The 26,262-nt window shown below is 73.1% G+C and carries 22 protein-coding genes and 1 pseudogene; 6 read left to right on the forward strand and 17 right to left on the reverse strand.

Features of this window, described 5'->3' with window-relative positions; all coding sequences use genetic code 11:
* Positions 1-47 precede the first annotated feature (47 nt).
* Positions 48-1,670, reverse strand: coding sequence for an MDR family MFS transporter (locus MID12_RS12365; protein WP_263166955.1), 1,623 nt, complete (start codon positions 1,668-1,670; stop codon positions 48-50).
* Positions 1,671-1,829: 159 nt separating this feature from the next.
* Between MID12_RS12365 and MID12_RS12370 the strand changes: the two genes are divergently transcribed.
* Entirely contained in the window at positions 1,830-2,402 is a 573-nt protein-coding gene (locus tag MID12_RS12370; protein ID WP_263166957.1) for a TetR/AcrR family transcriptional regulator, read from the forward strand.
* A gap of 97 nt (positions 2,403-2,499) precedes the next feature.
* Here the strand turns inward: MID12_RS12370 and MID12_RS12375 are convergent, their stop codons facing one another.
* Positions 2,500-3,204, reverse strand: coding sequence for a M23 family metallopeptidase (locus MID12_RS12375; RefSeq protein WP_107071310.1), 705 nt, complete (start codon positions 3,202-3,204; stop codon positions 2,500-2,502).
* 898 nt (positions 3,205-4,102) lie between these two features.
* Between MID12_RS12375 and MID12_RS12380 the strand changes: the two genes are divergently transcribed.
* A complete protein-coding gene (locus MID12_RS12380; protein WP_263166961.1) occupies positions 4,103-5,680 on the forward strand; it encodes an MFS transporter in 1,578 nt (525 codons plus the stop codon).
* 145 nt (positions 5,681-5,825) lie between these two features.
* Here the strand turns inward: MID12_RS12380 and MID12_RS12385 are convergent, their stop codons facing one another.
* Positions 5,826-8,357, reverse strand: a complete 2,532-nt coding sequence (locus MID12_RS12385) for an ATP-dependent Clp protease ATP-binding subunit (RefSeq protein ID WP_040249936.1) — start codon at positions 8,355-8,357, stop codon at positions 5,826-5,828.
* A 452-nt stretch (positions 8,358-8,809) separates the two neighbouring features.
* Between MID12_RS12385 and MID12_RS12390 the strand changes: the two genes are divergently transcribed.
* Complete coding sequence (locus tag MID12_RS12390) at positions 8,810-9,448, forward strand: SCO3374 family protein (RefSeq protein ID WP_040249939.1); 639 nt, start codon at positions 8,810-8,812, stop codon at positions 9,446-9,448.
* Here MID12_RS12390 and MID12_RS12395 read toward each other — a convergent pair.
* From MID12_RS12395 to MID12_RS12440, 10 genes and pseudogenes are all read right to left on the reverse strand, one after another.
* Positions 9,427-9,768, reverse strand: a complete 342-nt coding sequence (locus tag MID12_RS12395) for a histone-like nucleoid-structuring protein Lsr2 (protein WP_040249942.1) — start codon at positions 9,766-9,768, stop codon at positions 9,427-9,429. The two genes, MID12_RS12390 and MID12_RS12395, sit on opposite strands and share 22 nt — an antisense overlap.
* Positions 9,769-9,995: 227 nt before the next feature.
* Positions 9,996-10,535, reverse strand: a complete 540-nt coding sequence (locus MID12_RS12400) for an amino-acid N-acetyltransferase (protein WP_040249944.1) — start codon at positions 10,533-10,535, stop codon at positions 9,996-9,998.
* 249 nt (positions 10,536-10,784) lie between these two features.
* Positions 10,785-11,246: pseudogene (locus tag MID12_RS12405) on the reverse strand (BlaI/MecI/CopY family transcriptional regulator); the annotation flags it as partial.
* Positions 11,247-11,504: 258 nt separating this feature from the next.
* On the reverse strand, positions 11,505-11,684 hold the full coding sequence (locus MID12_RS12410; protein WP_040249947.1) for a hypothetical protein: 180 nt from the start codon (positions 11,682-11,684) through the stop codon (positions 11,505-11,507).
* Between the two features lie 91 nt (positions 11,685-11,775).
* Entirely contained in the window at positions 11,776-12,381 is a 606-nt protein-coding gene (locus MID12_RS12415) for a hypothetical protein (RefSeq protein ID WP_263166968.1), read from the reverse strand.
* 82 nt (positions 12,382-12,463) lie between these two features.
* Entirely contained in the window at positions 12,464-13,261 is a 798-nt protein-coding gene (locus MID12_RS12420; RefSeq protein ID WP_040249951.1) for a type III pantothenate kinase, read from the reverse strand.
* A 37-nt stretch (positions 13,262-13,298) separates the two neighbouring features.
* Positions 13,299-14,297, reverse strand: a complete 999-nt coding sequence (gene nadC, locus MID12_RS12425; RefSeq protein WP_040249953.1) for a carboxylating nicotinate-nucleotide diphosphorylase — start codon at positions 14,295-14,297, stop codon at positions 13,299-13,301.
* A gap of 36 nt (positions 14,298-14,333) precedes the next feature.
* Positions 14,334-16,169 carry an L-aspartate oxidase gene (locus tag MID12_RS12430; RefSeq protein ID WP_263166971.1) on the reverse strand — a complete coding sequence of 612 codons (1,836 nt, stop codon included), beginning with the start codon at positions 16,167-16,169 and terminating at the stop codon, positions 14,334-14,336.
* Positions 16,169-17,086, reverse strand: coding sequence for a pantoate--beta-alanine ligase (gene panC / locus MID12_RS12435; protein ID WP_237283064.1), 918 nt, complete (start codon positions 17,084-17,086; stop codon positions 16,169-16,171). The genes MID12_RS12430 and panC overlap by 1 nt, the downstream gene beginning before the upstream one ends.
* Before the next feature lie 151 nt (positions 17,087-17,237).
* Positions 17,238-18,344: a Rossmann-like and DUF2520 domain-containing protein gene (locus MID12_RS12440; protein WP_263166981.1), complete on the reverse strand. Its 1,107-nt coding sequence runs from the start codon at positions 18,342-18,344 to the stop codon at positions 17,238-17,240.
* Between the two features lie 253 nt (positions 18,345-18,597).
* On the opposite strand from MID12_RS12440, the gene MID12_RS12445 reads away from it, so the two are divergent.
* A complete protein-coding gene (locus MID12_RS12445; RefSeq protein ID WP_078844921.1) occupies positions 18,598-19,899 on the forward strand; it encodes a threonine aldolase family protein in 1,302 nt (433 codons plus the stop codon).
* A gap of 120 nt (positions 19,900-20,019) precedes the next feature.
* Here the strand turns inward: MID12_RS12445 and MID12_RS12450 are convergent, their stop codons facing one another.
* The gene (locus MID12_RS12450; protein ID WP_263166985.1) at positions 20,020-20,268 is read right to left on the reverse strand and encodes a hypothetical protein; all 249 of its coding nucleotides are present in this window, start codon (positions 20,266-20,268) and stop codon (positions 20,020-20,022) included.
* Between the two features lie 379 nt (positions 20,269-20,647).
* Here MID12_RS12450 and MID12_RS12455 point away from each other — a divergent pair, with 379 nt between their 5' ends.
* Positions 20,648-21,751, forward strand: a complete 1,104-nt coding sequence (locus MID12_RS12455; RefSeq protein ID WP_263166988.1) for a DUF5937 family protein — start codon at positions 20,648-20,650, stop codon at positions 21,749-21,751.
* 129 nt (positions 21,752-21,880) lie between these two features.
* Here the strand turns inward: MID12_RS12455 and MID12_RS12460 are convergent, their stop codons facing one another.
* From MID12_RS12460 to MID12_RS12470, 3 genes are all read right to left on the reverse strand, one after another.
* Positions 21,881-22,513, reverse strand: coding sequence for an AAA family ATPase (locus MID12_RS12460; protein ID WP_263166990.1), 633 nt, complete (start codon positions 22,511-22,513; stop codon positions 21,881-21,883).
* 230 nt (positions 22,514-22,743) lie between these two features.
* A complete protein-coding gene (locus MID12_RS12465; RefSeq protein ID WP_040249965.1) occupies positions 22,744-23,412 on the reverse strand; it encodes a response regulator in 669 nt (222 codons plus the stop codon).
* Positions 23,413-23,507: 95 nt separating this feature from the next.
* Positions 23,508-24,716 carry a sensor histidine kinase gene (locus MID12_RS12470; RefSeq protein ID WP_040256967.1) on the reverse strand — a complete coding sequence of 403 codons (1,209 nt, stop codon included), beginning with the start codon at positions 24,714-24,716 and terminating at the stop codon, positions 23,508-23,510.
* 539 nt (positions 24,717-25,255) lie between these two features.
* Here MID12_RS12470 and MID12_RS12475 point away from each other — a divergent pair.
* Complete coding sequence (locus MID12_RS12475; protein WP_263173110.1) at positions 25,256-26,251, forward strand: SAM-dependent methyltransferase; 996 nt, start codon at positions 25,256-25,258, stop codon at positions 26,249-26,251.
* Positions 26,252-26,262 lie beyond the last annotated feature (11 nt).

Raw genomic sequence — 26,262 nt, forward strand, 5'->3', positions numbered from 1 at the left:
GACGAGGGGGCCCTGAGGACCCCCTCGTGACGTTCCGGACCGGCGCCTCACACGTTCTCGGAGAGTTTCCGGTCCTCGGGGGCGGGGGCGGTCCGCCGCGCGGTCCCGTCGCCCTCGCCGTCCTGGGCCGGTGCCTTCTTCGGGTCCTCGCCGCCGCGCAGCGGGGTCTCCTTGACGAAGAGGGCCGCCACCAGGACCACGACCGAGACCACGGTGCCGAGCAGGAAGGCCGCGTGGGTGCCGGAGGCGACCGCGTGCTGGTAGGCCTCGCGGGCCGCCTCGGGCAGCTTGGCCAGGCTCGCGGCGTCCAGCTGGGCGGACTGCTCGGTGACCTTGCCGCCGAGGGCGCCCGCCCGTTCGGTCATGACGTCCTGGACCTGGTGGTTGAAGAGCGCGCCCATGATCGCGACGCCGAAGGAGGAGCCGAGGGTACGGGTCAGGGTGGCCGTGGAGGAGGCCACGCCCATGTCCTTCATCTCCACGCTGTTCTGCGCGACCAGCATGGTGATCTGCATCAGGAAGCCCATGCCCGCACCGATCACCGCCATGTAGACGCCGGAGGTGAGGCGGCTGGTGCCGGTGTCCATCGTGGAGAGCAGGTACATGCCGACGATCATCAGGACGCCGCCGAGGATGGGGAAGATCTTGTACTTGCCGGTGCGGGTGGTGACCCGGCCCGCGGCCAGCGAGATCACCAGCATCGCGCAGAGCATCGGCAGCAGGAGCAGGCCCGAGTTGGTGGCCGAGGCCCCCTGGACGGACTGCTGGTACAGCGGCAGGAAGAGCACCGCGCCGAACATGGCGAAGCCGGTGACGAAGCCGATGATCCCCATCAGGGTGAAGTTGCGGCTGCGGAAGATGTGCAGCGGCATGATCGGCTGGGCGGCCCGCCGCTGGACGAAGACGAAGCCGACCAGGGCGGCCACGCCGAGCGCGATCAGCTCCATGATCACGGCGGAGGACCAGGCGTACTCCGTACCGCCCCAGGTGGTGACGAGGACGATCGCGGTGATGCCGACGGTCAGCAGCGCGGCGCCGAGGTAGTCGATGCGCCCCTCGGCGCGCTTCTTCGGCAGGTGCAGCACGGCCGAGACGGCGAAGAGGGCGACGGCGCCGAGCGGCAGGTTGATGTAGAAGGACCAGCGCCAGCCGAGGTGGTCGGTGATGGTGCCGCCGACCAGCGGGCCGCCGATCATTGCGAGCGCCATCACGCCGGCCATCAGGCCCTGGTACTTGCCGCGCTCCCGCGGCGGGATGAGGTCGCCGATGATCGCCATCACGCCGACCATCAGTCCGCCCGCGCCCAGCCCCTGCACGGCGCGGAAGCCGATGAGCTGGCCCATGTCCTGGGCCATGCCGCTGAGCGCGGAGCCGATCAGGAAGACCACGATCGAGGTCAGGAACATGCCCTTGCGGCCGTACATGTCGCCGAGCTTGCCCCAGATCGGGGTGGAGGCGGCGGTGGCCAGGGTGTAGGCGGTGACCACCCAGGACAGGTGCTCCAGGCCGCCCAGTTCGCCGACGATGGTCGGCATCGCGGTGCCGATGATCATGTTGTCGAGCATCGCGAGCAGCATCGCGATCATCAGTGCGAGGAGGACGACCCGTACGCTGCGGGGTTTCGTCTCCGGCTCGGCCGCCGCGACGGCGGCCTGCTGGTTCGGGCTCATCTTCTCCACTCCCCCTGGGACGATAGAGAGCGAGGCGACTGCGCCTTTGCCTTACGCTTACTTGCCGCCCGGCTAGTGACTACACTGCGAAGGTAGCCACGGCACTTGCCGGTCGTCAAGTAAGCAGGTTTGGACATCGAAGAACGAGGAGCACCGAGGATGGGCACCCACACGCAGCGCCGCACCGACACGCGGCAGCGCATCCAGGACGTCGCCCTCGAACTCTTCGCGGAACAGGGCTACGAGAAGACCTCGCTGCGCGAGATCGCCGAGCGCCTGGAGGTCACCAAGGCCGCGCTGTACTACCACTTCAAGACCAAGGAAGACATCCTGATCAGCGTCTTCCAGGACCTCACGGGACCGCTCGACGAGCTGGTCGCCTGGGGCGAGGCCCAGGAGCGGACGCTGGAGTTCAAGAAGGAACTGCTGCGCCGCTACAGCGAGGCCCTCAACCAGGCCGCCCCGCTCTTCCGCTTCATGCAGGAGAACCAGGCGACCCTGCGGGACCTGAAGATCGGCGAGCTGTTCAAGGACCGGGTGCACGCCCTGCTCGGCGTCCTCAAGGACGACAGCGCCCCGCTGCCCGACCAGGTGCGCTGCGTCAGCGCGCTCTTCACGCTGCACGCCTCGATGTTCCTGCTCAAAGACCTCGACGGCGACTTCGAGGAGAAGCGTCTCGCCGCCCTCGAAGTCGCCGTCGATCTGGTGACTCAGGCACATCAGCGCGCCTGAGCGCACCCTGCCCTGTCTGCTGCTGTGAAGGTGTGCCACGCCTCGCCCGGCGGCCGCCTCAGCGGGCCGCACGAGGATCCGTCGCGGGTACGTCCGCTCAGAACGTCAGGCCCTCGCCGCGCATGAACTGGACGGGGTTGACGGCCGAGCCGTAGTTCGGACTGGTGCGGACCTCGAAGTGCAGGTGGGGACCGCTGGAGTTGCCGGTGTTGCCGGACTTGGCGATGTGCTCGCCGGTCTTCACGCTCTCCCCGACCTTGACGTCGATCCGCGACAGGTGCGCGTACTGGGTGTACGTGCCGTTGCCGTGGCTGACCACGATCGCGTTGCCGTACGCCGGACCGTCGCCGCCGCCGTTGGGGCCGGCCTTGACCACGGTGCCGCCGTGCACGGAGTTCACATCGGTGCCGACCGAGACCGCGAAGTCCTGGCCGGAGTGCTTGCTGGACCACATGTTGCCGCCGAGGCCGAAGCCCGCGGACAGCTCGTACTTCTTGACCGGGGCGACCCAGGAGGCCGGCTTCTTCTTCGCGGCCTTCTTCTTGGGCGCGTCCTTCTTGGCAGCGGCGTCCTTCTTCTCGGACTTCTCGGACTTCGCGGCCTTGGCCTGGGCGTCGGCCTGCTCCTTCACGGAAGCGGCGGTGGCGCCCGGGGCAGCGGTCACGTCCTTGGCATTGCTGTCCGCAGCGGTGGCCACACCGGCGCCGAGGGCGGCGGCGGCACCCATACCGGCGGCGAGTACGGCCGCACGGGTACGGAGCTGGGGAGTACCAATACCGGGGAACATGGCGCGCTTCGTCATTCGGTCTTACCTCCTGCATGAGCGGACCCGACACAAATGCCTCGTGCCGGGCAGGGCACAACCTTGGTAACCCACACCCCGGACCGCCTTCAATCCTGTGATCTACTATCCGCTGCCGTAGCGGAGGCGGGTGCTTTCCGCCCCTTGACAGAGCACCTCGTCGTACGTGCGGCAAAGCGCCCCAGGGTCGCCGAGGCACCGCTAAAGCCCAGTTCAGAGCGGTGCAGCCCGGGCACACCAAGGCTTCGGGACCCTTTCGGGACCTCCAGCACCAAGGTCCCGGAACCCTCAGGGCCGAAGGTCCCGGGGCCCCGAAAGGAGCTTCTTACTAATACGCTTAGTGGACTCCAAAAGGGCTGTGCCGCATGTCACGGAGGGCCTTGATCGACAGGCCGGAGAAAGGCATTCCGGTGTGAGCGGGGCTACTCGGGGAGAGGGGGTTTCGAGGGTTTTCGAGGGGCGGTCGGGACTGGTTCGGGGCGCAATTCGGGGTGGCGGGTGCGGAGGGGGGTGGCGGGTGCGAAGGGGTGGGCCGGATGCGGTGGTGGCGGCGGGGCGCGGGGTGGCGCCCCGAGCGTGTGCGGGGCCGGGGTGCGCAGGCGGGGCGTGGACGCGGGGCGGAAGGTGCCGTCGCTGCGTGAACGCATGCGGGGCCGCGGTGCCCGATGTCAGCGGGGAGGCGCGGGCGCCGGGTGACTCGTGCCCGTGCGGCGGCCGGAGCGCCAAGTACGCCTGGAAATGGGGCTGTCCGCGGGCGCCCGCGCTGTTAGGGTCACCGGCATGTTCCTCCTGTGTGCCTAGGACGCCTTCTGCCCGCGCCGGTGACCGGCGCGGCGATCCGGCGTCCCCGCACACCCCGCGGCGCCCCTTTCGGGTGCCGCCGAGCCGAGGAACCTCCATGTCTTCGCCCTCTTCCGGCCCCGCCCTGCCCGGCCGCGCCCCGCGGCCCACCTACCGGCAGGTGCTGCGCGTCCCGCACGCGGCGCGCGCGATGGCCGCAGCCCTGCTCGGCCGCCTCTCCTACGGCACCGTCCCGCTCTCCCTGCTCCTCGCGGTCCGCGATGCCTCCGGCTCGTACGCGGTGGCCGGGACCGCCATGGCCCTGTTCGGCCTGGCCGGCGTGGCGCTCTCACCGGCCCGCGCCGCGGTGATCGACCGGCGCGGCCCCGCCCGCCCGCTGACCGCCCTCGCCCTCTGCTACGCCCTCCTGCTCGGACTCCTCACCGCCGCGGCGGTCAGCGGCGGCGTGCCGGATGCCGCCCTGGTCGCGCTCGCCGCCGCCGCGGGGGCCAGCACGCCGCCGCTCGGGCCGGTGATGCGGGCCCTGTGGAGCAGGCTCGCCCCCGACCCGGAGCTGCTCCAGCGCGCGTACAGCCTCGACTCGGTGGCCGAGGAGCTGCTGTACGTCCTCGGCCCGCTGCTCGTCGGCCTCCTGGTCGCCTTCGCCTCCCCGGCGGCGGGCGTCGCCCTCAGCGCGGTCCTCGTCCTGGCGGGCACGCTCGCCCTGACGTCGTCCCGGGCCGTCCGCACGTCGGACGGCAGTGCTGTGGGCGGCAGCCCCGCGGGCGGCGGTGCTGTGGACGGCGGTGCTGTGGACGGCAGCCCTGCGGACGGCAGTGCTGTGGAGGGCGGTGCTGTGGAGGGCGGTGCTGTGGAGGGCGGCTCCGCAGGCGCTGGCTCCGAGAAGGCGACACCGGTGGCGGCGGCGCCCAGGGTGGCGGCGCCGGGCGGGCGGTCCGCTGCGGCCCGGTTGCTGGGCGGGCCGCAGCGGTGGCGGTCCGCGCCGCTTGCGCCGGTCGTGCTGCTCACCGGTGCGCTCGGCGTCGGGCTCGGGGCGCTGGACCTGCTGGTGGTGGCCTTCGCCGAGGACGCGGGGGCGCCGGGGGCGGTGGCCTGGGTGCTGGCGGCCCTCTCGGCGGGCAGCGCGGTGGGCGGGCTGGTCTACGGGGCGGTCCGCTGGCGCTCGCCGCTGCGCACCCGGCTGGCGCTCGCCGCCCTCGGCCTGGGTCTGGTGCTCGCCCCGGCGGGCCTTGCGCCGGGTCCCTTCGCCCTGGCGCTGGTGGCGGCGCTGGCCGGGGTCTCCGTCGCCCCCGCCCTGACCACCGCCTATCTCCTCGCCGACGCGACGGCTCCGCCCGAGCGCCGCACCCGCGCCGGGGCCTGGGTCAACACCGCCTTCAACGCGGGCGCGGCCTCCGGCACCGCGGCGGCGGGACTGCTCCTCGGCAGCCTCCCGGTGGCCGCCTGCTTCGCCCTCGCCGCCCTCCCGCTGCTCCTCGCGGGCCTCGCCGCCTTGGCCCCGCGCGGTGCCGTACGGACGGCAGGGGCCACCGCTCCGGCACCGGCCCGGCAGGAACCGCAGAAGGCGCGAGAACCGCAGCAGGCGCGGGAGGTGCAGGAAGCGCGGGAGGCACGGAAGGTGCAGGAAGCGCAGAAGGCGCCGGAGGAGGCGCGCAAGGCACGTACCGCGAGCTGAGTACGTGCCGGGGCCGCCCCGCCCGGCACACACGAGGCCGCACAAAAGGGGCTGCCCCCGGAACCTCTCGGTCCCGGGGGCAGCCCCTCTGGCTCGGCTCGTGCCGTTCGCCGGCCGCCGGGGCGGCCCGCGGTGGGCGGAGCTGTCAGGCGTCCTTGCTCAGGTTGGGGCCTGCGCCGGAGCCGCCTGCGGCCTGCTCGATCGGCGGCACGTCGGGCAGCGCGGACTTCTCCTCGCCGCGGAAGGTGAACGTCTTGGTGTCACCCTCGCCCTCGGTGTCGACGACCACGATGTGGCCGGGGCGCAGCTCGCCGAAGAGGATCTTCTCGGAGAGGATGTCCTCGATCTCGCGCTGGATGGTCCGGCGCAGCGGCCGGGCGCCCAGCACGGGGTCGTAGCCCTTCTTCGCGAGGAGCGACTTGGCCGTGCTGCTGAGCTCGATGCCCATGTCACGGTCCTTCAGCCGCTCGTCCACCTTGGCGATCATGAGGTCGACGATCTGGATGATGTCTTCCTCGGTGAGCTGGTGGAAGACCACCGTGTCGTCGACACGGTTCAGGAACTCCGGGCGGAAGTGCTGCTTCAGCTCGTCGTTGACCTTGTTCTTCATCCGCTCGTAGCTGGACTTGGTGTCGCCCTGGGCGGCGAAGCCCAGGTTGAAGCCCTTGGAGATGTCCCGGGTGCCGAGGTTGGTCGTCATGATGATGACCGTGTTCTTGAAGTCGACGACCCGGCCCTGGGAGTCGGTCAGGCGACCGTCCTCCAGGATCTGCAGGAGCGAGTTGAAGATGTCCGGGTGGGCCTTCTCGACCTCGTCGAAGAGGACCACGGAGAACGGCTTGCGGCGCACCTTCTCGGTGAGCTGGCCGCCCTCCTCGTACCCGACGTAGCCGGGAGGCGAACCGAAGAGCCGCGAGACGGTGTGCTTCTCGCTGAACTCCGACATGTCGAGGGAGATCAGCGCGTCCTCGTCGCCGAAGAGGAACTCGGCGAGCGTCTTGGACAGCTCCGTCTTACCGACGCCGGAGGGGCCCGCGAAGATGAACGAGCCGCCGGGGCGCTTGGGGTCCTTCAGACCCGCACGGGTACGCCGGATCGCCTGCGAGAGGGCCTTGATCGCGTCCTTCTGGCCGATGACGCGCTTGTGCAGCTCGTCCTCCATGCGCAGCAGGCGCGAGGACTCCTCCTCGGTCAGCTTGAAGACCGGGATGCCGGTGGCGGTCGCGAGGACCTCGGCGATCAGCTCGCCGTCGACCTCGGCGACGACGTCCATGTCGCCGGCCTTCCACTCCTTCTCCCGCTTGGCCTTCGCGGCGAGGAGCTGCTTCTCCTTGTCGCGCAGGGAGGCGGCCTTCTCGAAGTCCTGCGAGTCGATCGCGGACTCCTTGTCGCGGCGCACACCCGCGATCTTCTCGTCGAACTCGCGCAGGTCCGGCGGCGCGGTCATCCGGCGGATGCGCATCCGGGAGCCGGCCTCGTCGATCAGGTCGATCGCCTTGTCCGGCAGGAAGCGGTCCGAGATGTACCGGTCGGCGAGCGTCGCCGCCTGCACCAGGGCCTCGTCGGTGATCGAGACGCGGTGGTGCGCCTCGTACCGGTCGCGCAGGCCCTTGAGGATCTCGATGGTGTGCGGCAGCGAGGGCTCCGCGACCTGGATGGGCTGGAAGCGGCGCTCCAGCGCGGCGTCCTTCTCCAGGTGCTTGCGGTACTCGTCGAGGGTGGTCGCACCGATGGTCTGCAGCTCGCCGCGGGCCAGCATCGGCTTGAGGATGCTGGCGGCGTCGATCGCGCCCTCGGCGGCGCCCGCTCCGACCAGCGTGTGCAGCTCGTCGATGAACAGGATGATGTCGCCGCGGGTGCGGATCTCCTTGAGGACCTTCTTCAGGCGCTCCTCGAAGTCACCGCGGTAGCGGGAGCCGGCGACCAGGGCGCCGAGGTCGAGGGTGTAGAGGTGCTTGTCCTTGAGGGTCTCGGGCACCTCGCCCTTGACGATGGCCTGGGCCAGTCCCTCGACGACGGCGGTCTTGCCGACGCCGGGCTCACCGATGAGCACCGGGTTGTTCTTCGTACGGCGGGACAGCACCTGCATGACCCGCTCGATCTCCTTCTCGCGCCCGATGACCGGGTCGAGCTTGGATTCGCGGGCCGCCTGGGTGAGGTTGCGGCCGAACTGGTCGAGGACCAGGGACGTGGAGGGGGTGCCCTCGGCAGGACCGCCGGCAGTGGCGGTCTCCTTGCCCTGGTAGCCGGAGAGCAGCTGGATGACCTGCTGCCGCACCCGGTTGAGATCGGCGCCCAGCTTCACCAGGACCTGGGCGGCGACGCCCTCGCCCTCGCGGATCAGGCCGAGCAGGATGTGCTCGGTGCCGATGTAGTTGTGGCCGAGCTGGAGAGCCTCGCGCAGCGACAGCTCCAGCACCTTCTTGGCGCGGGGCGTGAAGGGGATGTGGCCGGAAGGGGCCTGCTGGCCCTGGCCGATGATCTCCTCCACCTGCTGGCGGACCGCCTCGAGCGAAATCCCGAGGCTCTCCAGGGCCTTAGCGGCGACACCCTCACCCTCGTGGATCAGGCCCAGGAGGATGTGCTCGGTGCCGATGTAGTTGTGGTTGAGCATCCGGGCTTCTTCCTGAGCCAGGACGACAACCCGCCGCGCACGGTCGGTGAACCTCTCGAACATCGTTAATCGCTCCTCAGAGCGGTCAGGCAACGGGGGACGCTCCCCTCGCTGTCCTTCCGCAGCTTAGTCCCGCAAGCGGGGACCGCTCATTCCAACTGCCGACGCCGGGCCGACAACAGAAGGTCCCTCCTGTCCCCGGTAGCCGACAACTGCTCCAACTCGATGGTGCGAGACGATGTTCCCGCAGGCCAGGGAGATACCCCCGCCATCACTACGCCGATGGCGAACGGGAGACTGCCCCGAGGCTGCGTGTCGCCCCTCCCACTAGGGATGTCTTACCCGTACGGACTGACACTCCATGCGGCACAGCCCGGTTCCCTCCGCTACGGGCGAACAACCTTGCGCGCCCCTCCCCTCCCTCACGCTCCCCGACCCCGCGCCTTTCGCACACGTATCGCGCACAGAGTCCAACTCTGCGTAACTCCCGGGGGTTCCCGCCGGTTGTTCCCGGCATGACTTTTCCGCTTCCGCGCCCCCGGCGCCCCCTCGAAGGACCGCTCGCGCCCCCGCGGCCGGGCGGGCGGGCGCACCGGGAGGAGCTGCGCCGCTGGTACGTGGCGGAGCTGGGGTGGGGCGAGGTGTTCCTCGACGCGCGGGACGGCGCCCCGGCCGCCCTGCGGACGGGGGTGCGCTTCGACGTCCTCCAGCTCCCGGTGGAGGCGGGCCTGATGCTGCTGCGGGAGCTGCGGCCGGGCGGCCCGGTGGCGCTGGGCGGCGGGGCGGTGCGGTTCCTGGTGGCCGCGGGCGGCGCGGAGGAAGTGCCGGGGCTGCTCGACTGGCTCGACTGGGGAGCACTGGTGCCGGAGCTGACGGCGGTGGGGGCGGGCGGGCGCGTCGAGGCGCCGGTGCCGTGGAGCGGCGGCCGTCCCGGTGGCGCCGGTTCGCAGGATCCGGGGCGGGACGGCCCGCAGGGGGCCGCGAGCTGGCTGCGGCCCCCCGAGCAGGGTGCGGGGAGCGAGTCGGGGCTACCGGGACCGGTGGCCGTGCGGGGCGGTGGTGCCCCTTCGCTCGTGCGGCTCGTGGACGCGGCGGCCTCCTGCTGCCTCCGCGTCCGGCTGCGGCGGGCCGTTCAGCCGTTGGCCTTCTCGTAGGCCTCGCGGATGGACGCGGGGACGCGGCCGCGGTCGTTGACCTCGTAGCCGTTCTCCTTGGCCCAGGCGCGGATCTGCGCCGTGTCCTGGGCGCTGCCGCCGGAGGAGGCCGCACGGGCCTTTCCGCGACCGCCCGCGGCACGGCCGCCGGTGCGCCGTCCGCCCTTGACGTAGGGGTCCAGCAGGTCGCGCAGCTTGTCGGCATTCGACGTGGTGAGGTCGATCTCGTACGTCTTGCCGTCCAGAGCGAACGTCACGGTCTCGTCCGCCTCGCCGCCGTCGATGTCATCGACAAGAAGGACCTGAACCTTCTGTGCCACGGTATTTCCTTTCATCGAAAACTTCGGGGCCCGGGGCCTGCGGCGTCAGCCGTTTCACCGACCCCTGATATATCCAGTACTGCAGTACGCCGGAAAGCAAACCGCTTTTGCGGGAAAAACACAAACCCCTGGCAGAGTCCGCCGACCCCGAGAAGACCGGAAACATGCGCGTTTCGGACATAGGGAACTGGGCAGGGTGGATCCGGAATAGGTCCGTCGATCCCCGATCACAGTTGCAGAAGCATCCGGCTGTTGCCCAAGGTGTTGGGTTTCACTCGTTCGAGACCGAGGAACTCGGCGACGCCCTCGTCATAGGAACGCAGCAGCTCGCTGTAGACATCCGTGTCCACAGGGGTCTCGCCGATCTCGACGAACCCGTGCATGGCGAAGAAGTCGACTTCGAACGTCAGGCAGAAAACCCGGCGAACACCCAGCCATCGTGCGGTCTGCAACAACTTCTCCAGAAGTAGGTGGCCCACTCCCGCGCCCTTGACCACGGGCTTCACGGCGAGTGTGCGCACTTCCGCGAGATCCTCCCACATGACATGCAGGGCCCCGCAGCCCACCAGCTCCGCGTTGTCGTCGCGTTCGGCCACCCAGAACTCCTGGATGTCCTCGTAAAGCGTGACGGTCGCTTTGTCGAGGAGGATGCGCTTGTTGACGTACGAGTCGAGGAGTCGTCGCACCTCAGGCACGTCGCCGGTCCTGGCCCGGCGGACGGTGACGGCGCTTTCCGGTTTCACCGGGACTTCGGGCTCGGAGGGCATGCGGCGACGCTATCGCCCGCGGCCGCCGGGCTCGGAGCCGGGGTTCTCGCCCGCGTTGTGCGGAACGTCCTCGCGGTCGCCGCCGTTCTCGGCCTCCGCGTTCTGCGCGGCGCTCTCGGGCGCCGCGGTCTTCCGCCCGGGCGCCTTGCGCGCGGCCTTCTTCTGGACGGTCGCCTTCCGTACGGGTTCCGTCGCGTTCTGCTCCGAGTCGGTCGCCTTCTGCGCGAGTTCGTTCTCCGGTGACTTGTCCGGTGAGTTGACCGGCGCCGCCGAGTTGCCCGCGGTGTTCTCCGGGGCTTCGTTCTGCGCCGGGTTCTCAGCCGGAACGTTTGCCGCGGGCGCGGGGATCTCGGGAACTTGGGCGATGCGTACGGCATCGCGCAGCGCTTCTCGCTGCTGCTGCGACATCATCCCGAAGAAGGCCACGAGCGCGGCGGCCGGGTTGTCGCTCCGGGACCAGGCTTCGTTCATCAGTGCGGCCGAGTAGGCGGCCCGGGTGGAGACGGCCTCATATCGATAGGCGCGCCCCTCCGCCTCGCGCCGCACCCAGCCCTTCTGATGGAGATTGTCCAGAACGGTCATCACCGTCGTATAGGCGATGGACCGTTCCTGCTGAAGGTCTTCCAGGACTTCTCTCACGGTCACCGGGCGGTTCCACTTCCACACCCGCGTCATGACCGAGTCTTCGAGTTCTCCCAAGGGGCGAGGCACACGAGCACCATAGTGCGGACCGGGGCACCCGACACTTCCGCACACGGATGATCCGACAAAAACTCTGAATCCGGCAGGAAAGGGCGCCCGGCGGGGGCAGCTCGCGACGGCCGTCTTCTCCGTCCGCCTTCTCCGTCCGCGTACGCCGCGGACGGCGCCGGGGACACGAAGCGCCCGGCCGCCGGTCCTGACGGACGGGTGCCGGGCGCGCGGAGGGGAGTCAGGGCCCGGTGCGGGGCCCTTGTCCGCCGGGCCCGCTCAGGCCTCGGTGGTGCCGGAGGACTGGCGGGTGCTGTCGGCGCGGGCGAGGGCGGCGTCCACGGCCGCGTCCTCCTTGGCCTTGTTCGGGCCGCCCTGGGACTTCACGATCGTGACGATGAGGCTGACGAAGAAGACGGCCATCACGACGGGCGGCAGGAGTGCGGAGACGTAGTCCATGGCTCCAGGGTAGCCAGCCCCCGCGGGCGAATCGGACAGGGCCCCGGGGGACGTCGGGGCCCTGTCCGCGAGGCGTGCACCCGCCGGGCCGCTATCCCGCGACGCGCTCCTGCGGCTCCTTCGCCGGGGGCGGCGGGTCCTCCCGCTCGGGCGGGGCGGCGGGCCTGCGCCGGGGCGGGAAGACCTCCGCCGGTGTCGGTACGGGGCGCCCCGGCGCCGGGGGCCGGGGCGCGGGCTTGCGCTCCGGCTCGGCGGCGGTCGCCTCGGCGCCGCGCCCGCCCGGCAGCGCGCGCAGCCGGGCCGGGTCGGCGGGCGCCGGGATCCACGCGGCGGGGGCGGGGCAGCGGGCGAGCAGCCGGGCCGCCCGCGGGTTGCCGCGCAGGGCGCGCAGGGCGGCGAGGTCCTCGGGGACGGGCCGGTAGCCGCCGGGCAGCAGCTCCTCCAGGAGGGCGAGGTAGCCGGTGAGGCCGCCCGGGAGCGCGGCGCGGTAGCGCGCGAGGTCGGCGAGCAGGAAGTCCCGCAGTCTGGCGCCCTCGCGGGTGGCCTCGTCGAGGCTCCCGGCGAGGCGCAGACAGTCCTGGACGTCCTGGGCACTGGCGGGACGGGGGTCGAGGGCAAGGGCGAGGGCGCGGCGCAGCACACGCAGCTCGTTCGCGCCGAAGGCCATGCCGCCGCGGGATCCGTATGGCGTGGGCATGGACCGACGATACGCGCTAATCAGACAAACAGGGCGTAACGGTCGGTGCGGCGTGGCCGTGAGGGCGTCCGGGCGGGGCCGCTCAGGTCCGGGCGGAGTTGCGCTCGTAGACCAGGCGCAGTCCGATCAGGGTCAGCCAGGGCTGGTGCTCGTCGATGGCCTCGGACTCGCCGAGGACCATCGGCGCGAGGCCGCCGGTCGCGATCACCTTGACCTCGGCCGGGTCGGCGGCGAGTTCGCGGGCCATCCGGCGCGCGATGCCGTCGACCTGCCCGGCGAAGCCGAAGACGATCCCGGCCTGCATGGCCTCCACGGTGTTCTTGCCGATGACGCTGCGCGGGCGGGCCAGCTCGATCTTGCGCAGCTGGGCGCCCCGCACGCCGAGGGCCTCCACCGAGATCTCGATGCCGGGCGCGATGACCCCGCCGGTGTACTCGCCGCGCGCGGAGACCGCGTCGAAGGTGGTCGCGGTGCCGAAGTCGACGACGATCGCCGGGCCCCCGTACAGCTCGACGGCGGCCACCGAGTTGACGATGCGGTCCGCGCCGACCTCCTTGGGGTTGTCGACCAGGATCGGCACACCGGTCTTCACGCCGGGCTCGACCAGGACGGCGGGCACGTCGCCGTAGTAGCGGCGGGTGACCTCGCGCAGTTCGTGCAGGACCGAGGGGACGGTGGCGCAGATGCAGATGCCGTCGATGCCGTCGCCGAGCCGGTCGCCGAGCAGCGGGTGCATCCGCATCAGGCCCTGGAGGAGTACGGCGAGTTCGTCGGCGGTGCGGCGCGGCTCGGTGGAGATGCGCCAGTGCTCCAGGATGTCCGGGCCGTCGAAGAGGCCGAGCACCGTATGGGTGTTGCCCACGTCGATGGTCAGCAGCATGCGGGCACCGCCTCCCCGGGGCCGTGGCAGGCGGCGGTCACCGGTCCGACTCGCGCAGGTCGAGGCCGATGTCGAGGATCGGCGAGGAGTGGGTGAGCGCGCCGACCGCGAGGAAGTCGACGCCGGTGTCGGCGTAGGCGCGGGCGTCGTCGAGGGTGAGCCGGCCGGAGGACTCCAGGAGCGCCCGGCCGCCGGTCAGGGCGACGGCCTCCGCGGTCTCGGCGGGGGTGAGGTTGTCCAGGAGGATCAGGTCGGCGCCCGCGTCCAGGACCTCGCGCAGCTGGTGCAGGGTGTCGACCTCGACCTCGATCGGCACCTCGGGGAAGGACTCCCGCACCGCGGCGAAGGCCTGGGCGACACCGCCCGCCGCGACCACGTGGTTGTCCTTGACCAGCGCCGCGTCCGAGAGCGACATCCGGTGGTTGACGCCGCCGCCGCAGCGCACCGCGAACTTCTCCAGGGAGCGCAGGCCCACGGTGGTCTTGCGGGTGTCGCGGACCTTCGTCTTCGTGCCCCGCAGGGCGTCCGTCCAGGCCCGGGTGGCGGTGGCGATGCCGGACAGGCGGCACAGCAGGTTGAGGGCGCTGCGCTCGGCGGTGAGCAGGTCGCGGGTGCGGGAGGTGACGCTGAGCAGCTTCTGGCCCGCCTCGACGCGGTCGCCGTCGTCGACGTGCCGCTCCACCTCGAACTCGTCGGTGCACACGATGGACAGGACCGCCTCGGCGATCCGCAGACCGGCGACCACGCCCGCCTCCCGGGCGGTGAAGTCGCCGGTGGCGGTGGCCTCCTCGGGGATGGTGGCGACGGTCGTGACGTCGACGCCGCCCGCCAGATCCTCGTCCATCGCCAGGTGCGCGATGTCCTCGACCTCGACCGGGTCCAGGCCCGCGGCGGTGAGCAGCGCGGCGAGCGCCGGATCGAGCCCGGACTCGGCGTGCTCGGCGTACTCGTCGCCCTCCCCGCAGGCGCAGCCCTCGCCGCAGCCGCCGGTCTCCGCGTTGAGCGGGAGGGAGGAAAGGTGGTCGTCGGTGCTCACGGGTTCACTGCTCCTGGGGTGTGCGCGGCCGGGCGGCTACGCGTACGGCTGGGGCCTGACGGTCGGGTGGGCGGGGTCCCCGCCGTCCCCGGGCGGCTGCGTCCGCCCGGCGGTCGGCGGGAAACCGGCGCCCTGTGTGAGGTGCACGCTAAGCGCCGGGACGGGGACGCGCAGTGCCTCGTTCGGGGGCTCTTCCCCGCCGCGGGGAGCGGGCGGCGCCTCCTCGGCGGCCGCCGCGGGCCGCTCCTGGCGCAGGACGAGATGGCGCCGCCAGGTCTCGTCGGCGCGCTCGGGGTGGTCCTCGCGCCAGTGGCAGCCGCGGGTCTCCTCGCGGCGCAGGGCGGCGGCGACCAGGACCCGGGCGACGGCGAGGAGGTTGGTGGTCTCCCAGGTGTCCACGCCCGGCACGGCGGTCTTGCCGTGCTCGGCGAGCGCGCCGCGGGCCTCGGCGTCGAGGGCTTCGAGGGCGGCCGCGGCCTCGGTGAGCGAGGCGGCGCTGCGCAGCACCCCGGCGCCCCGCGTCATGATCCGCTGCAGCGTGAACCGCGCCTCGGGGGCGAGCAGCGGACGCCCGGGCAGCTTGCTGAGCACGGGCGTACGGGGCTGCGGCGGCCGGGCCGTGAGGTCGGCGGCGATGCGCTCGGCGTAGACGAGGCCTTCGAGCAGGGAGTTGGAGGCGAGCCGGTTGGCGCCGTGCACCCCGGTGCAGGCGACCTCGCCGCAGGCGTACAGGCCGGGCACCGTGGTCCGCCCGTGCAGGTCGGTGCGGACGCCACCGGAGGCGTGGTGCGCGGCGGGCGCGATCGGGATCGGCTCGGTGACCGGGTCGATGCCGTGGGCGCGGCAGGCGGCGAGGACGGTGGGGAAGCGTTCCTGCCACATCCGCGCCCCGAAGTGCCGGGCGTCCAGGTACATGTGCGTGGCGTCCTGCTCCAGCATCCGCCGGGTGATCGCCTTGGCGACGATGTCCCGGGGCGCCAGCTCCGCCAGCTCGTGCTGCCCCTGCATGAAGCGGACCCCGTCGGCGTCGACGAGGTGGGCGCCCTCGCCGCGTACCGCCTCCGAGACCAGCGGCTGCTGGCCCTCGGCACCCGCGCCGAGGAAGAGCACGGTCGGGTGGAACTGCACGAACTCCAGGTCGGAGACCTCCGCCCCGGCGCGCAGGGCGAGCGCCACGCCGTCGCCGGTGGAGACCGCCGGATTGGTCGTCGCGGAGAAGATCTGGCCCATGCCGCCGGTCGCCAGGACCACCGCGGGGGCGTGCACGGCGCCCACCCCGTCGTGCTGGCCCTCGCCCATGACGTGCAGGGTCACGCCCGCGGTGCGGCCCTCCTCGTCGGTGAGCAGATCGAGGACGAGGGCGTTCTCCACGGTGGGCACGCCCGCCTCGCGGACCGCCTCGACCAGGGCGCGCGATATCTCCGCGCCGGTCGCGTCGCCGCCCGCGTGCGCGATGCGGCGGCGGTGGTGGCCGCCCTCCCGGGTCAGCGCGAGGGCGTCGGTGCCGGGGTCGGAGTCGAAGCGGGCGCCCGCGGTGATCAGGCGGCGTACGGCGCCGGGGCCCTCGGTGACGAGCAGGCGCACCGCCTCCTCGTCGCAGAGTCCGGCGCCCGCCACCAGGGTGTCGTCGAGGTGCTGCTCGGGGGTGTCGCCCTCGCCGAGCGCGGCGGCGACACCGCCCTGCGCCCAGCGCGTCGAGCCGTCGTCGAGGCGGGCCTTGGTGACCACGACGGTGTCCAGGCCCGCGGCGGCGCAGCGCAGCGCGACGGTGAGCCCGGCGACACCGGAGCCGACCACGACGACATCGGCGCTCCGGGACCAGCCGGGGATCGGGGCGTGCAGGCGTATGCCCGCGCCAGGGGTGTCGCTCATCAGGGGCCTCCGAAGGTCAGCGGCAGGTTGTCGATCAGCCGGGTGGAGCCGATGCGGGCGGCGACGGCGAGGACCGCCTCGCCGCGGAACTCCTCGCCGATCTCGGTGAAGTCGGCGGGGTCCACCAGGGCGAGGTAGTCCAGGGCGAGCGGCGGGGTGAAGCGGACCGCCTCCTCCAGGACGGCGTCCGCGGCGGCGCGCACCGCCGCGGGCCCGCCGGGGGCGGCCTCGGCAAGGGCGTGCGCGTCGGCGGCGGCGCGGGCCTCGCCGAGCGCCGTCAGCGCCTCCGCGCGCTGCTGCGAGCGGGGGGCGGAGGCGGCGCGGGCGCGCAGCGCCTCCTGCGCGGCGTGCCGGTCCCGGCCCGCGAACAGCGCCCGGGACAGGGCCAGCGCGGTGCTCCGCTCGGCGGGCGAGAGGTAGCGGTTGCGGCTGGACAGGGCGAGCCCGTCCGGCTCCCGCACCGTCGGCACCGCCCCGATCTCCACCCCGAAGTTCAGGTCCCGCACCATCCGCCGGATCAGCGCGAGCTGCTGGGCGTCCTTCTGCCCGTACAGCGCGAGATGCGGGCGGGTCAGATGCAGCAGCTTGGCGACGACGGTGAGCATCCCGTCGAAGTGCCCCGGCCGGGAGCCGCCTTCGAGCCGCTCGCCCATCGGCCCCGCCGCGATCCGCACCTCGGGCTCGCCGCCCGGGTACACCTCGTCCACCGAAGGCGCGAACACGACGTCCGCGCCCTCCCGCGCGGCGATCGCGACATCGGCGTCCAGGGTCCGCGGATAGCGGTCCAGGTCCTCGCCCGCCCCGAACTGCAGCGGGTTGACGAAGACGGTGACGACCACCTCGCCGCCCGCCCCGGCACGTTCCCGCGCGGTACGGATCAGGGTGGCGTGGCCCTCGTGCAGGGCGCCCATCGTCATCACGACCACGCGGCGGGCGGCGGGGGCGCCCAGCTCGGCGGCGGTGGTGACGATCTTGGGGGCGGGGGGCGTCTGCGTCTGCGCAGGGGTGGGGTGCGTCTGCGCCGAGGCGGGGGGCGTGTGCGCCTTCGCCGAATCGGTCTGTGCCGGGTCAGTCATCGTCGGCCTCCTCGGTGCCGGGGCCATCCGAATCCTTGCCGTCGGGATCTTTGTGGTCGGAGTCCTTGCCGTCGGAGTCCTTGCCGTCGGAGTCCTTGCGGCCGGTGTCCTTACGGTCGGAGCCCTCGCCGTCGGGGCCCCGGCGGCCGGGGTCCGGGGAGCCGCCTTCGGCCGCGGTCGGGCTGCCGGGCGGGGCGGCCAGTACGTCGAGGAGGTCCTCGGCGAGTTCCGCCTTGAGCAGGCCGTGGGCGAGGGCGCGGTCGGCGGTCGCGCGGGCCATCGCGAGGTAGCCGGGCACGGTCTCCGGGGCGTGCGCGCGCAGCTCCGCGACATGCGCGGCGACGGTGCCCGCGTCCCCGCGCGCGACCGGGCCGGTCAGCGCCCCGTCACCGGAGCGCAGGGTGTTGTCCAGGGCGGCGCCGAGCAGCGGGCCGAGCATCCGGTCGGGGGCGCCGACGCCCGCGGCGCGCAGCAGGTCCATCGACTGGGCGACCAGGGTGACCAGGTGGTTCGCACCGAGCGCGAGCGCCGCGTGGTAGAGCGGACGGGACTCCTCGGCGATACACTCGGGCTCCCCGCCCATCTCGATCACCAGCGCCTCGGCGGCGAGCCGCAGCTCCTCCGGGGCGGTCACGCCGAAGGAGCAGCCCGCGAGCCGCTGCACATCGACCGAGGTCCCGGTGAAGGTCATCGCCGGGTGCAGCGCGAGCGGCAGCGCCCCGGCCCGCGTCGCCGGGTCGAGGACCCGGGTCCCGTACCGGCCCGAGGTGTGCGCGAGCAGCTGCCCGGGGCGCACCGCGCCGGTCTCCGCGAGCCCGGCCACCAGCTGCGGCAGGGCGTCGTCGGGCACGGTGAGCAGGACGAGCTCGGCGCGGGCGAGGACCTCGGCAGGCGTGCACACCGCGACGTCCGGCAGCAGCTCGGCGGCCCGGCGGCGGGAGGCGTCGGAGACCGCGGAGACGGCGACGGGGCGGTGCCCGGCGAGCTGGAGCGAAGCCGCGAGCGCCGGACCCACACGCCCCGCGCCGACGACGCCGACCGTCAGCCTGGCGGGCTTTTCCTGCGGGTCGCCAGGACCCGCGCGATGAGGTGCGTTCACTCGCAGAGGCCTTCCCGTTCCAGTCCGCTCGGGGTACCGGACGATTTCTCGTCATGTTAACGCGATCCTCCAGGACGGGCTCCGGCTGTCCACAGCCCAGAGTTATCCACAGGCTGTGTGAAGCGTCACTGCGGTAGGCCATGATCGGGCCATGGACGAGAAACACGGCCCGGGGACGGACAGGCCGGACGGGCCGGACGGGACGTACGGATCGGACCGGACATCCGAGCCGGGCAGGGAGGGAGGTCGGAGGATGGCAGAGGAAGAGACCGCGGAGACGGCGGAAGCGGTGAAGCGGAACGGCTTGGAGCCGGGACCGGCGGAGAGCACCAAGGCCCGTCTGTCCCGGGCGCTGCGGGCAAGCCCGCGCGTCCTGTCCCGGCCCGGCGCGCACGGCACGGTGCGCGGGCGCCTGGATCAACTGGTCGCCCAGGTCGCCCAGGCCGCCCGGACAGGGGACGTCGGCGGCCAGGACGATCAGGGCGCTCGGGACGGTCAGGACCCCTACGGCCTGGACGAACGGGTGGACCTGTACGGCGACGGTGTCGTACGGCGCCTGGAGGAGCGGGTCGCCGGCCTTCTCGGCACCGAGGCGGCGGCCTTCTTCCCCACCGGCACCATGGCCCAGCAGATCGCCCTGCGCTGCTGGGCCGCGCGCACCGGCAACCCCACGGTGGCCCTGCACCCCCTCGCCCACCCCGAGTTGCACGAACGCGGCGCCTTCGGCACCGTCAGCGGCCTGCGCACGATCCACGCGACGCGCAGACCCCGGCTCCCCGACCCGGAGGAGATCCACGCCCTGGAGGAACCCTTCGGCACGCTGATGCTCGAACTCCCGCTGCGGGAAGCCGGGTTCGTCCTCCCGACCTGGGAGGAGCTGACGGCGACCGTCGAGGCGGCCCGGGAGCGCGAGGCGGTCGTCCACTTCGACGGCGCGCGGCTGTGGGAGTCGGCCACCCACTTCGGCCGCCCGCTCAGCGAGATCGCCGCGCTCGCCGACAGCGTCTACGTCTCCTTCTACAAGTCCCTGGAAGGATTCGGCGGCGCCGCCCTCGCCGGTCCCCAGTCCCTGATAGACGAGGCGGCGGCCTGGCGCCACCGGTACGGCGGCCAGATCTTCCAGCAGTTCCCCACCGCGCTCTCCGCCCTGGTGGGCCTCGACCGCGAACTGCCGCGCCTGCCCTCCTACGTGGCCCAGGCGCGGGTGGTCGCCGAAGCCGTACGGGCGGGCTTCGGACGGTCGGGCCCCGGCTGGTGGCGGGTCCACCCGGGGGTGCCGCACACCCACCAGTTCAAGGTGTGGCTGCCCTGGCCACCGGAGCTCCTCGACGAGGTCTCGCTCGCCATGGCGGAGGAGACGGGCACCGCACTCTTCTCCGGCTGGCATACGACGGTGACCGACCCGCCCGGTATCGCCGCCACCGAGGTGACGGTCGGGGCACCCGGCCTGGAGTGGACGGCGGCCCAAGTCGAGTCGGCAGCCGCGGAGTTCGTGGCGCGAGCCCGGGAGCGGGGGAAGCGGGGGAAGGGAGAGGCGCAGGGGCAGGAGCACTAGGAGGGCGGAGAGCCAGGAGAGCGGAGGGGGTGGGAGCGCGCGGCGGGCGGGGGCTGGCCTGACGGGCGAGGCTGAGCGAGGCGCGGGCTGGGGTGGGGCGGGGCGTGCGGTGCGGGTCGGTCAGGCCGCACGCCGTCCGGGGAGGCGGGAGGGTCGGCGGCCGGGCGCGCGGCGCCAGGCGGTGCGCAGGGGCAGACCCCGCAGAGGCAGGCCGCGCAGGGGCAGCCCCCGCAGCACCCGGCGGAACCGGCGGTAGGTGCGCAACTCCCGCACGGTACGGACGTCATGGGTGCCGGGAGCCGGAGGCGCGGGCTCGCCGTGCTGGGCGGCGCGGTAGGCGTCGAGGAGGAACTGCTGGGTGAGGGTCATGGCCGGCTCCTGAGGGTGGGTGGTGCGGGCGGGGGTGTTCTGCAGGGGGTGCGGGTCGGGGACGGGTGGGCGAGCGGCGGGCGGCGAGCGGCGCCCGGGCGCTGGTCGGGTGGGCGAGCGGCGGGGGGCGCTGGTCGGGTGGGCGGCCTGTGACGGGTGTCGATGACGACTGCGGTGGGAGCGGGAGGCGGACGGAGGGGAGGTGGAGGTGGGAGGGGCGGGGGGCGGGGGGGAGCCCCCCCAGAAGGTGAGAGGCGCCGAAACACGCCCCACCCCCGCCTCCCCCAACCCTCCGCCCGACCCCCCACCCCCGTCACGCCGATTGACCCCTCCCGTCAATCGACCGGGTCTTGTCACTCCCACCCGGCACCATGGGCACATGAGCGTGACCATCGACATCGCCGGACTGCCGACGGACAGGATCACCGTCGCGATCTCACCGCTGGGCGAACTCGGAATGGCTCTGCACGCCCTCGCCGAGCCCGCGCACCACCCGGCGCTGCAAGGCTGGGCCACGGCGGTGTCGGCGCGGCTGGAGCCCGGGCTCGCGGACCGGCTGTGCGAGGTGGACTTCCTGTGGCGGGCCACGATCTCCGACGTCTTCCTGCCGTTCGCGGCACTGCCCGGCCAGTCGCTCCCCGGTGCCACCCTCGCCGAGGATCTCGACCTGCTCGACAAGCTCACCGACCAGCAGTTCGTGGACGCGGCCCTGGAGGTGTCCTGCGGGGTCTCGTACGGACGTCTCGCGCCGCACATCCTCGCCGACGCGGCGGCGCGGGACCGGGCGCTCGAACTGGTCTCGGCGCGTGGCCCGAGGCGGGCCTGCTTCGCCCAGCGGCTGATCGAGGATCCGCCCCGGATACGGGCCTGGTTCCGGCGGCTGATGGAGGACTGCGAGGAGGCGTTCTTCGCGGACACCTGGGCCCGGTTGCGCCACCAGCTGGCGGCCGACGCCCGGCACAAGGCCGAGTTGCTGCGGCACAAGGGGCTCGGTCCCGCCCTGGCCGCGACCTCGACCGCGGTCAGCCTGGACGAGGAGGCGGGCCGTATCAGCGTCGACAAGCTGACCGTGGGCCATGCCAGGGCGGCGGAGTCCGGTCTCGCCCTGGTGCCGACGAGTCTCGGCGGGCCGCATCTGCTCGTCCTGCACCGGCACGGCTGGCGCCCGGTCCTGCACTACCCGCTGGCCGCCTCCGGCATGGCGGCGCTCTCCTCCGTGGACCTGCTGAGCCGCCGGATGGCCGCGCTCGCGCACCCGGTGCGGATGCGGCTGTGCCGTTACCTGGCCCGCGGCCCGTACACGACGGGTGAACTCGCCGACGCCCACGGCCTGACCCCGCCGGAGGTCTCCCGGCACCTGGCGTCACTGCGGAAGGCGGGCCTGCTCACGACCCAGCGCCGCGGCCGGTACGTGCAGTACCAGCTGGACCTGGGGGTGGTGGCGCGACTGGGAGGCGAGTTCATCGAGGGCGTACTGCGCTGACCACCGGGGCCGGGACGTACCGCTGTGAAAACGGCCGCCCACCCGACCACCCCCCCGCCACGCGACCACCCCCCCCCCACCCCCCCCCCCCCCCCCCGCTCTGCTCCACCCCGCCCGCCTCACCCCGGCTCAATCGAACCGGATGTGCCGCACCCCCACCGCCGCCCGCCGCAGTCGTCCGCGCAGCGGGCCGTCGGTGTTCGGGGTGAGGGGCAGGGCGCACTCGGCGGCGATACGGTCCGCGACCTGCGGGATGCCGAGGTGGTCGGTCCACAGGTGGCTGGCGAACTCGGGGGCGGTGAGCCGCCGCAGGCAGTCGTCGAGCCGTCGTACGGCGAAGCTCTCGCGGCGCAGCGGGGCCTCCTTGCCGCCCACCACCCGCAGCGCGTGGCCGAGGCCGCGTTCGCGCAGGCGGCGCAGGACGGTCTCGCGGGTGGCGAGCAGGGCGAAGTGCCGTACGTCGTGGCCGCGGGCCCGCAGTGCGCCGACCGTCTCCGCGAAGTACCGGTCGTCGGTGACCGTCATGGGGACGAGCACCGTGCCCGGGTGTTCCCGTGCCGCGAGGTCGAGCATCTCGGCCACGCCCCGCCGCCACACGGGCAGGTCCTGGAAGTCCCCGCGCAGCGCGGGCGGCAGCATGCGGTGCAGCCCGAAGCCGAGGTGTTCGGGGTCGCAGACGACGCTGCCGGGCAGCCTGCGCCGCAGTTCGTGGGCGGTCTGCGTCTTGCCCCCGCCGAAGGGGCCGTTGATCCACACGAGCATGCGCCGAGCCTAGGCGCCGGGCGGTGAACGGCCCGTCAGTACGGCAAAGCCTCCCTGTACGGCGAAGCCCACCTGGTACGGCGAGGCGCATCCGTACGGCGAGGTCCCTCCGCATGGCGAAACCCATTCCTACGGCGAGAGATGCGAAACCGCAGAGTCGGAACCGCAGACTCAGAACCGCGGACTCACAAAACCGCGGACTCAACCGAGTACGGCAGCCCGCGTACCCCTCAGCCTCCCCCGCCCGCCCGTACCAGACCGGTCTCGTAGGCGAGGACCACGACCTGGACGCGGTCGCGGAGGCCGAGCTTGGTGAGGATGCGGCCGACGTGGGTCTTGACGGTGGCTTCGGAGAGGACGAGGCGGGCGGCGATCTCGCCGTTCGAGAGGCCCTGGGCGATGAGCACCATGACCTCGCGTTCGCGGTCGGTGAGGCGGCTCAGTTCGCTGTGCGCCTCCTCGGTGCCGGTGGGCAGCATCGGCGCGAAGCGGTCGAGGAGGCGGCGGGTGGTGGAGGGGGCGACGACGGCGTCGCCGCTGTGCACGGCGCGGATGGCGGCGAGGAGTTCGCCGGGCGGCACGTCCTTGAGCATGAAGCCGGAGGCGCCCGCCTTGAGGCCGGAGAAGGCGTACTCGTCGAGGTCGAAGGTGGTGAGGATGAGGACCTTGGGCGGGTCCTCGGCCGCGCAGATGCGGCGGGTGGCCTCGACGCCGTCGAGTCTCGGCATCCGGACGTCCATGAGGACGACGTCGACCGCGGTGGCCCGCAGCACCTCCAGGGCCTCGGCGCCGTCGCCCGCCTCGGCGACGACCTCCATGTCCGGCTGGGCGGCGAGCACCATCCGGAAGCCGGTGCGCAGCAGCACCTGGTCGTCGACGAGCATCACGCGGATCGGCATCGGCATCTCCTGCGGCCTTTCGGTCGGTCGGTCCTGCGGGCGGCCTGCGGCCGGGGCCCGGGCGGCCCGGTGCGGCCCGGCCCGGTGCGGGTGGTTCAGTGGGCGGGCTTGAGGGGCAGCAGGGCGCTGATCCGGAAGCCGCCGCCGGGGCGGGGGCCCGCGTCCAGGGTGCCGCCGACCATACCGACGCGCTCGCGCATGCCGATGAGTCCCTGGCCCTTTCCGTCCTCGCCGCCGCCGGTGTGCCGGCCGCGGTCGGCGCCGCGGCCGTCGTCCTCGATGAGCAGGCCGAGGCCGTCGTCGAAGTAGACGAGCCGGACGCTGGCGCCGGTGTTGGGGCCGCCGTGCTTGCGGGTGTTGGTGAGGGCTTCCTGGACGATGCGGTAGGCGGTGAGCTCCACGCCGCTGGGCAGCGGGCGGGGCGCGCCCTCCACCTTGAAGTCGACCGGGAGGCCCGCGCTGCGTACCTGCTCGATGAGTTCGTCGAGTTGTTCGACGTCGGGCTGGGGTACGTACTCGCCGCTCTCGTCCTGTTCGCCGGTGCGCAGCACGCCGAGCAGGCGGCGCATCTCGGCGAGGGCCTGGCGGCCGGTGCCGGAGATGGTCTCCAGGGCTTTGCGTGCCTGCTCGGGGGCGGCGTCGAGGACGTAGTTGGCGCCGTCCGCCTGGACGACCATCACCGAGACGTTGTGCGCGACGACGTCGTGCAGCTCCCGGGCGATGCGGGCGCGTTCGGCGGCGACGGCGACCTTGGCCTGTGCCTCGCGTTCGCGTTCGAGGCGGGCGGCGCGCTCCTCCAGCTGGGCCAGGTAGGCGCGGCGGGTGCGTACCGAGTCGCCGAGCACCCAGGCCAGGGCGAAGGGCACGATGAGGAAGCAGGTGAAGAGGATCCGCCCGAGGCTGCTGACCTCGTCCTCGGGCCAGCGCATCTGGGCGAGCGGCGCCGCGGCGAGGCCGCCGACGAGGGCGAAGCGGGAGGCCCACTGCGCGCCGTCGGCGGCGACGGTGTAGATGATCACCAGCATGGCGAAGTCGGCCGGCATCACCTCGGCGTCCAGGAGCAGCTGGGCCACTCCCATCGCGGCGGCGAGGAGCAGCATGCGTTCGGGCATCCTGCGCCGCAGCGCGATGACCAGGCAGAGCACCAGGGCGAGGGGGTACGAGGCGACGACCGGGTCCGGTTCCCCGTTGGGCACCGCGGTCTGCGCGACCAGACTGACCAGGCAGATGCCGAGCAGGACGACGGCCCAGAAGCTGTCGACCCACGTCGGGTGTCTGCGGAGGAAGTCATAGAGGCGCTGCACGTAACCCAGCGTAGGCACGGCGATGGGCCGCCCGGGTCAACCGGAGGACCGATCCGCCCGCCCCTTCCGTACTCCGCAAGGTGGAGGCCCGGTAGGCATCTCGTGCAGGTGATGGGGGAGATGGCGGTGGGGACGGTGGCGGCTCCGCGGGCCGGTTTTCCCGGCCGCGGGGCGTGTGCGGGGGCGCGCGGGGGCGTGGACGGGCGCGCGCGGTCAGCCGGGCGCGCGCCGCCGGTCCGGAGGACGTCTCCGTACGAGGTCCACGAGGTCCGACAGACGTTTCCCTACGAGGTCCACGAGGTCCACGAGGTCCGGAATACGTCCCCGTACGAGGCCCTTCCGTCCGGAACGCCCCCTCGGAACAAGACCTTTCTGTCCGGAACACACCCCGTACGGGCCTTTCGCCGCCGCCCCGGGCCCGGCGGCGGGCGCGGTCTCCTAGCCTGGCCGACGTGACGGAGACGACCCCGGGCGGGGAGACGACGAGCGGGAACCCGGTGGCGGACGGCGCCGGAGCGGGCCGGGGCTGGCGGGCGGCGATGGCTCAGGCGCTGTACGGGCCGGAGGGTTTCTACCGCCGCCCGGAGGGGCCGGCGGGGCACTTCCGTACCTCGGTGCACGCCTCGCCGCTGTTCGCCTCGGCGGTGGCGCGGCTGCTGTGCCGGGTGGACGAGGCGCTCGGGCACCCCGGGGAGCTGGCCTTCGTGGACATGGCGGCGGGCCGCGGGGAGCTGGTCACCGGGGTGCTGTCCGCGCTGCCCGCCGAGGTGGCCGCCCGCACCCTCGCCTACGCCGTGGAGCTCGCGGACCCGCCCGCCGGTCTCGACCCGGCGGTGCGCTGGGTCGCGGAGCCGCCCCGGGGCGTACGGGGGCTGCTGTTCGCCAACGAGTGGCTGGACAACGTCCCACTCGACATCGCGGAGGCCGATTTCGAGGGCCGCCCGCACCTGGTCCTGGTGGACGCGGACGGCACCGAGTCCCTCGGCGCGCCGGTGGGCGGGCCGGAGGCCGAGTGGCTGCGGCGCTGGTGGCCGCTCCGTACCCCGGGGGCCCGCGCCGAGATCGGGCTGACCCGCGACGCGGCCTGGGCGGAGGCGGTGGCCGGAGTCGAGCGGGGCCTGGCGGTGGCCGTCGACTACGCGCACACCCGTGAGGCGCGCCCGCCCTTCGGCACCCTGACCGGTTTCCGCGCCGGGCGGGACTGCCCCCCGGTGCCGGACGGCTCCTGCGATCTGACGGCGCATGTGGCCGTGGACGCCTGCGCCCTGCCCGGCGCCCTGCTGCTGACCCAGCGCACCGCCCTGCACGCCCTCGGCCTCAGCGGCACCCGCCCCCCGCTGAGCCTGGCCTCCTCCGACCCCGCGGCGTACCTGCGCGCCCTGACCCACGCCGGAGCCGCCGCGGAACTGACCGCCCCGGGCGGACTCGGCGGCTTCAGCTGGCTGGCGCAGCCGGTCGGCATCGACGGCCGCGGGCTGCTCGGGGACGTGGAGCCGCCCGATGCCGCGGCCTCACGGAACTGCCCACGGGACTGACCCGCAGGGCT

The organism is Streptomyces sp. SCSIO ZS0520, from assembly GCF_025643355.1.
GTDB lineage: Bacteria > Actinomycetota > Actinomycetes > Streptomycetales > Streptomycetaceae > Streptomyces > Streptomyces physcomitrii.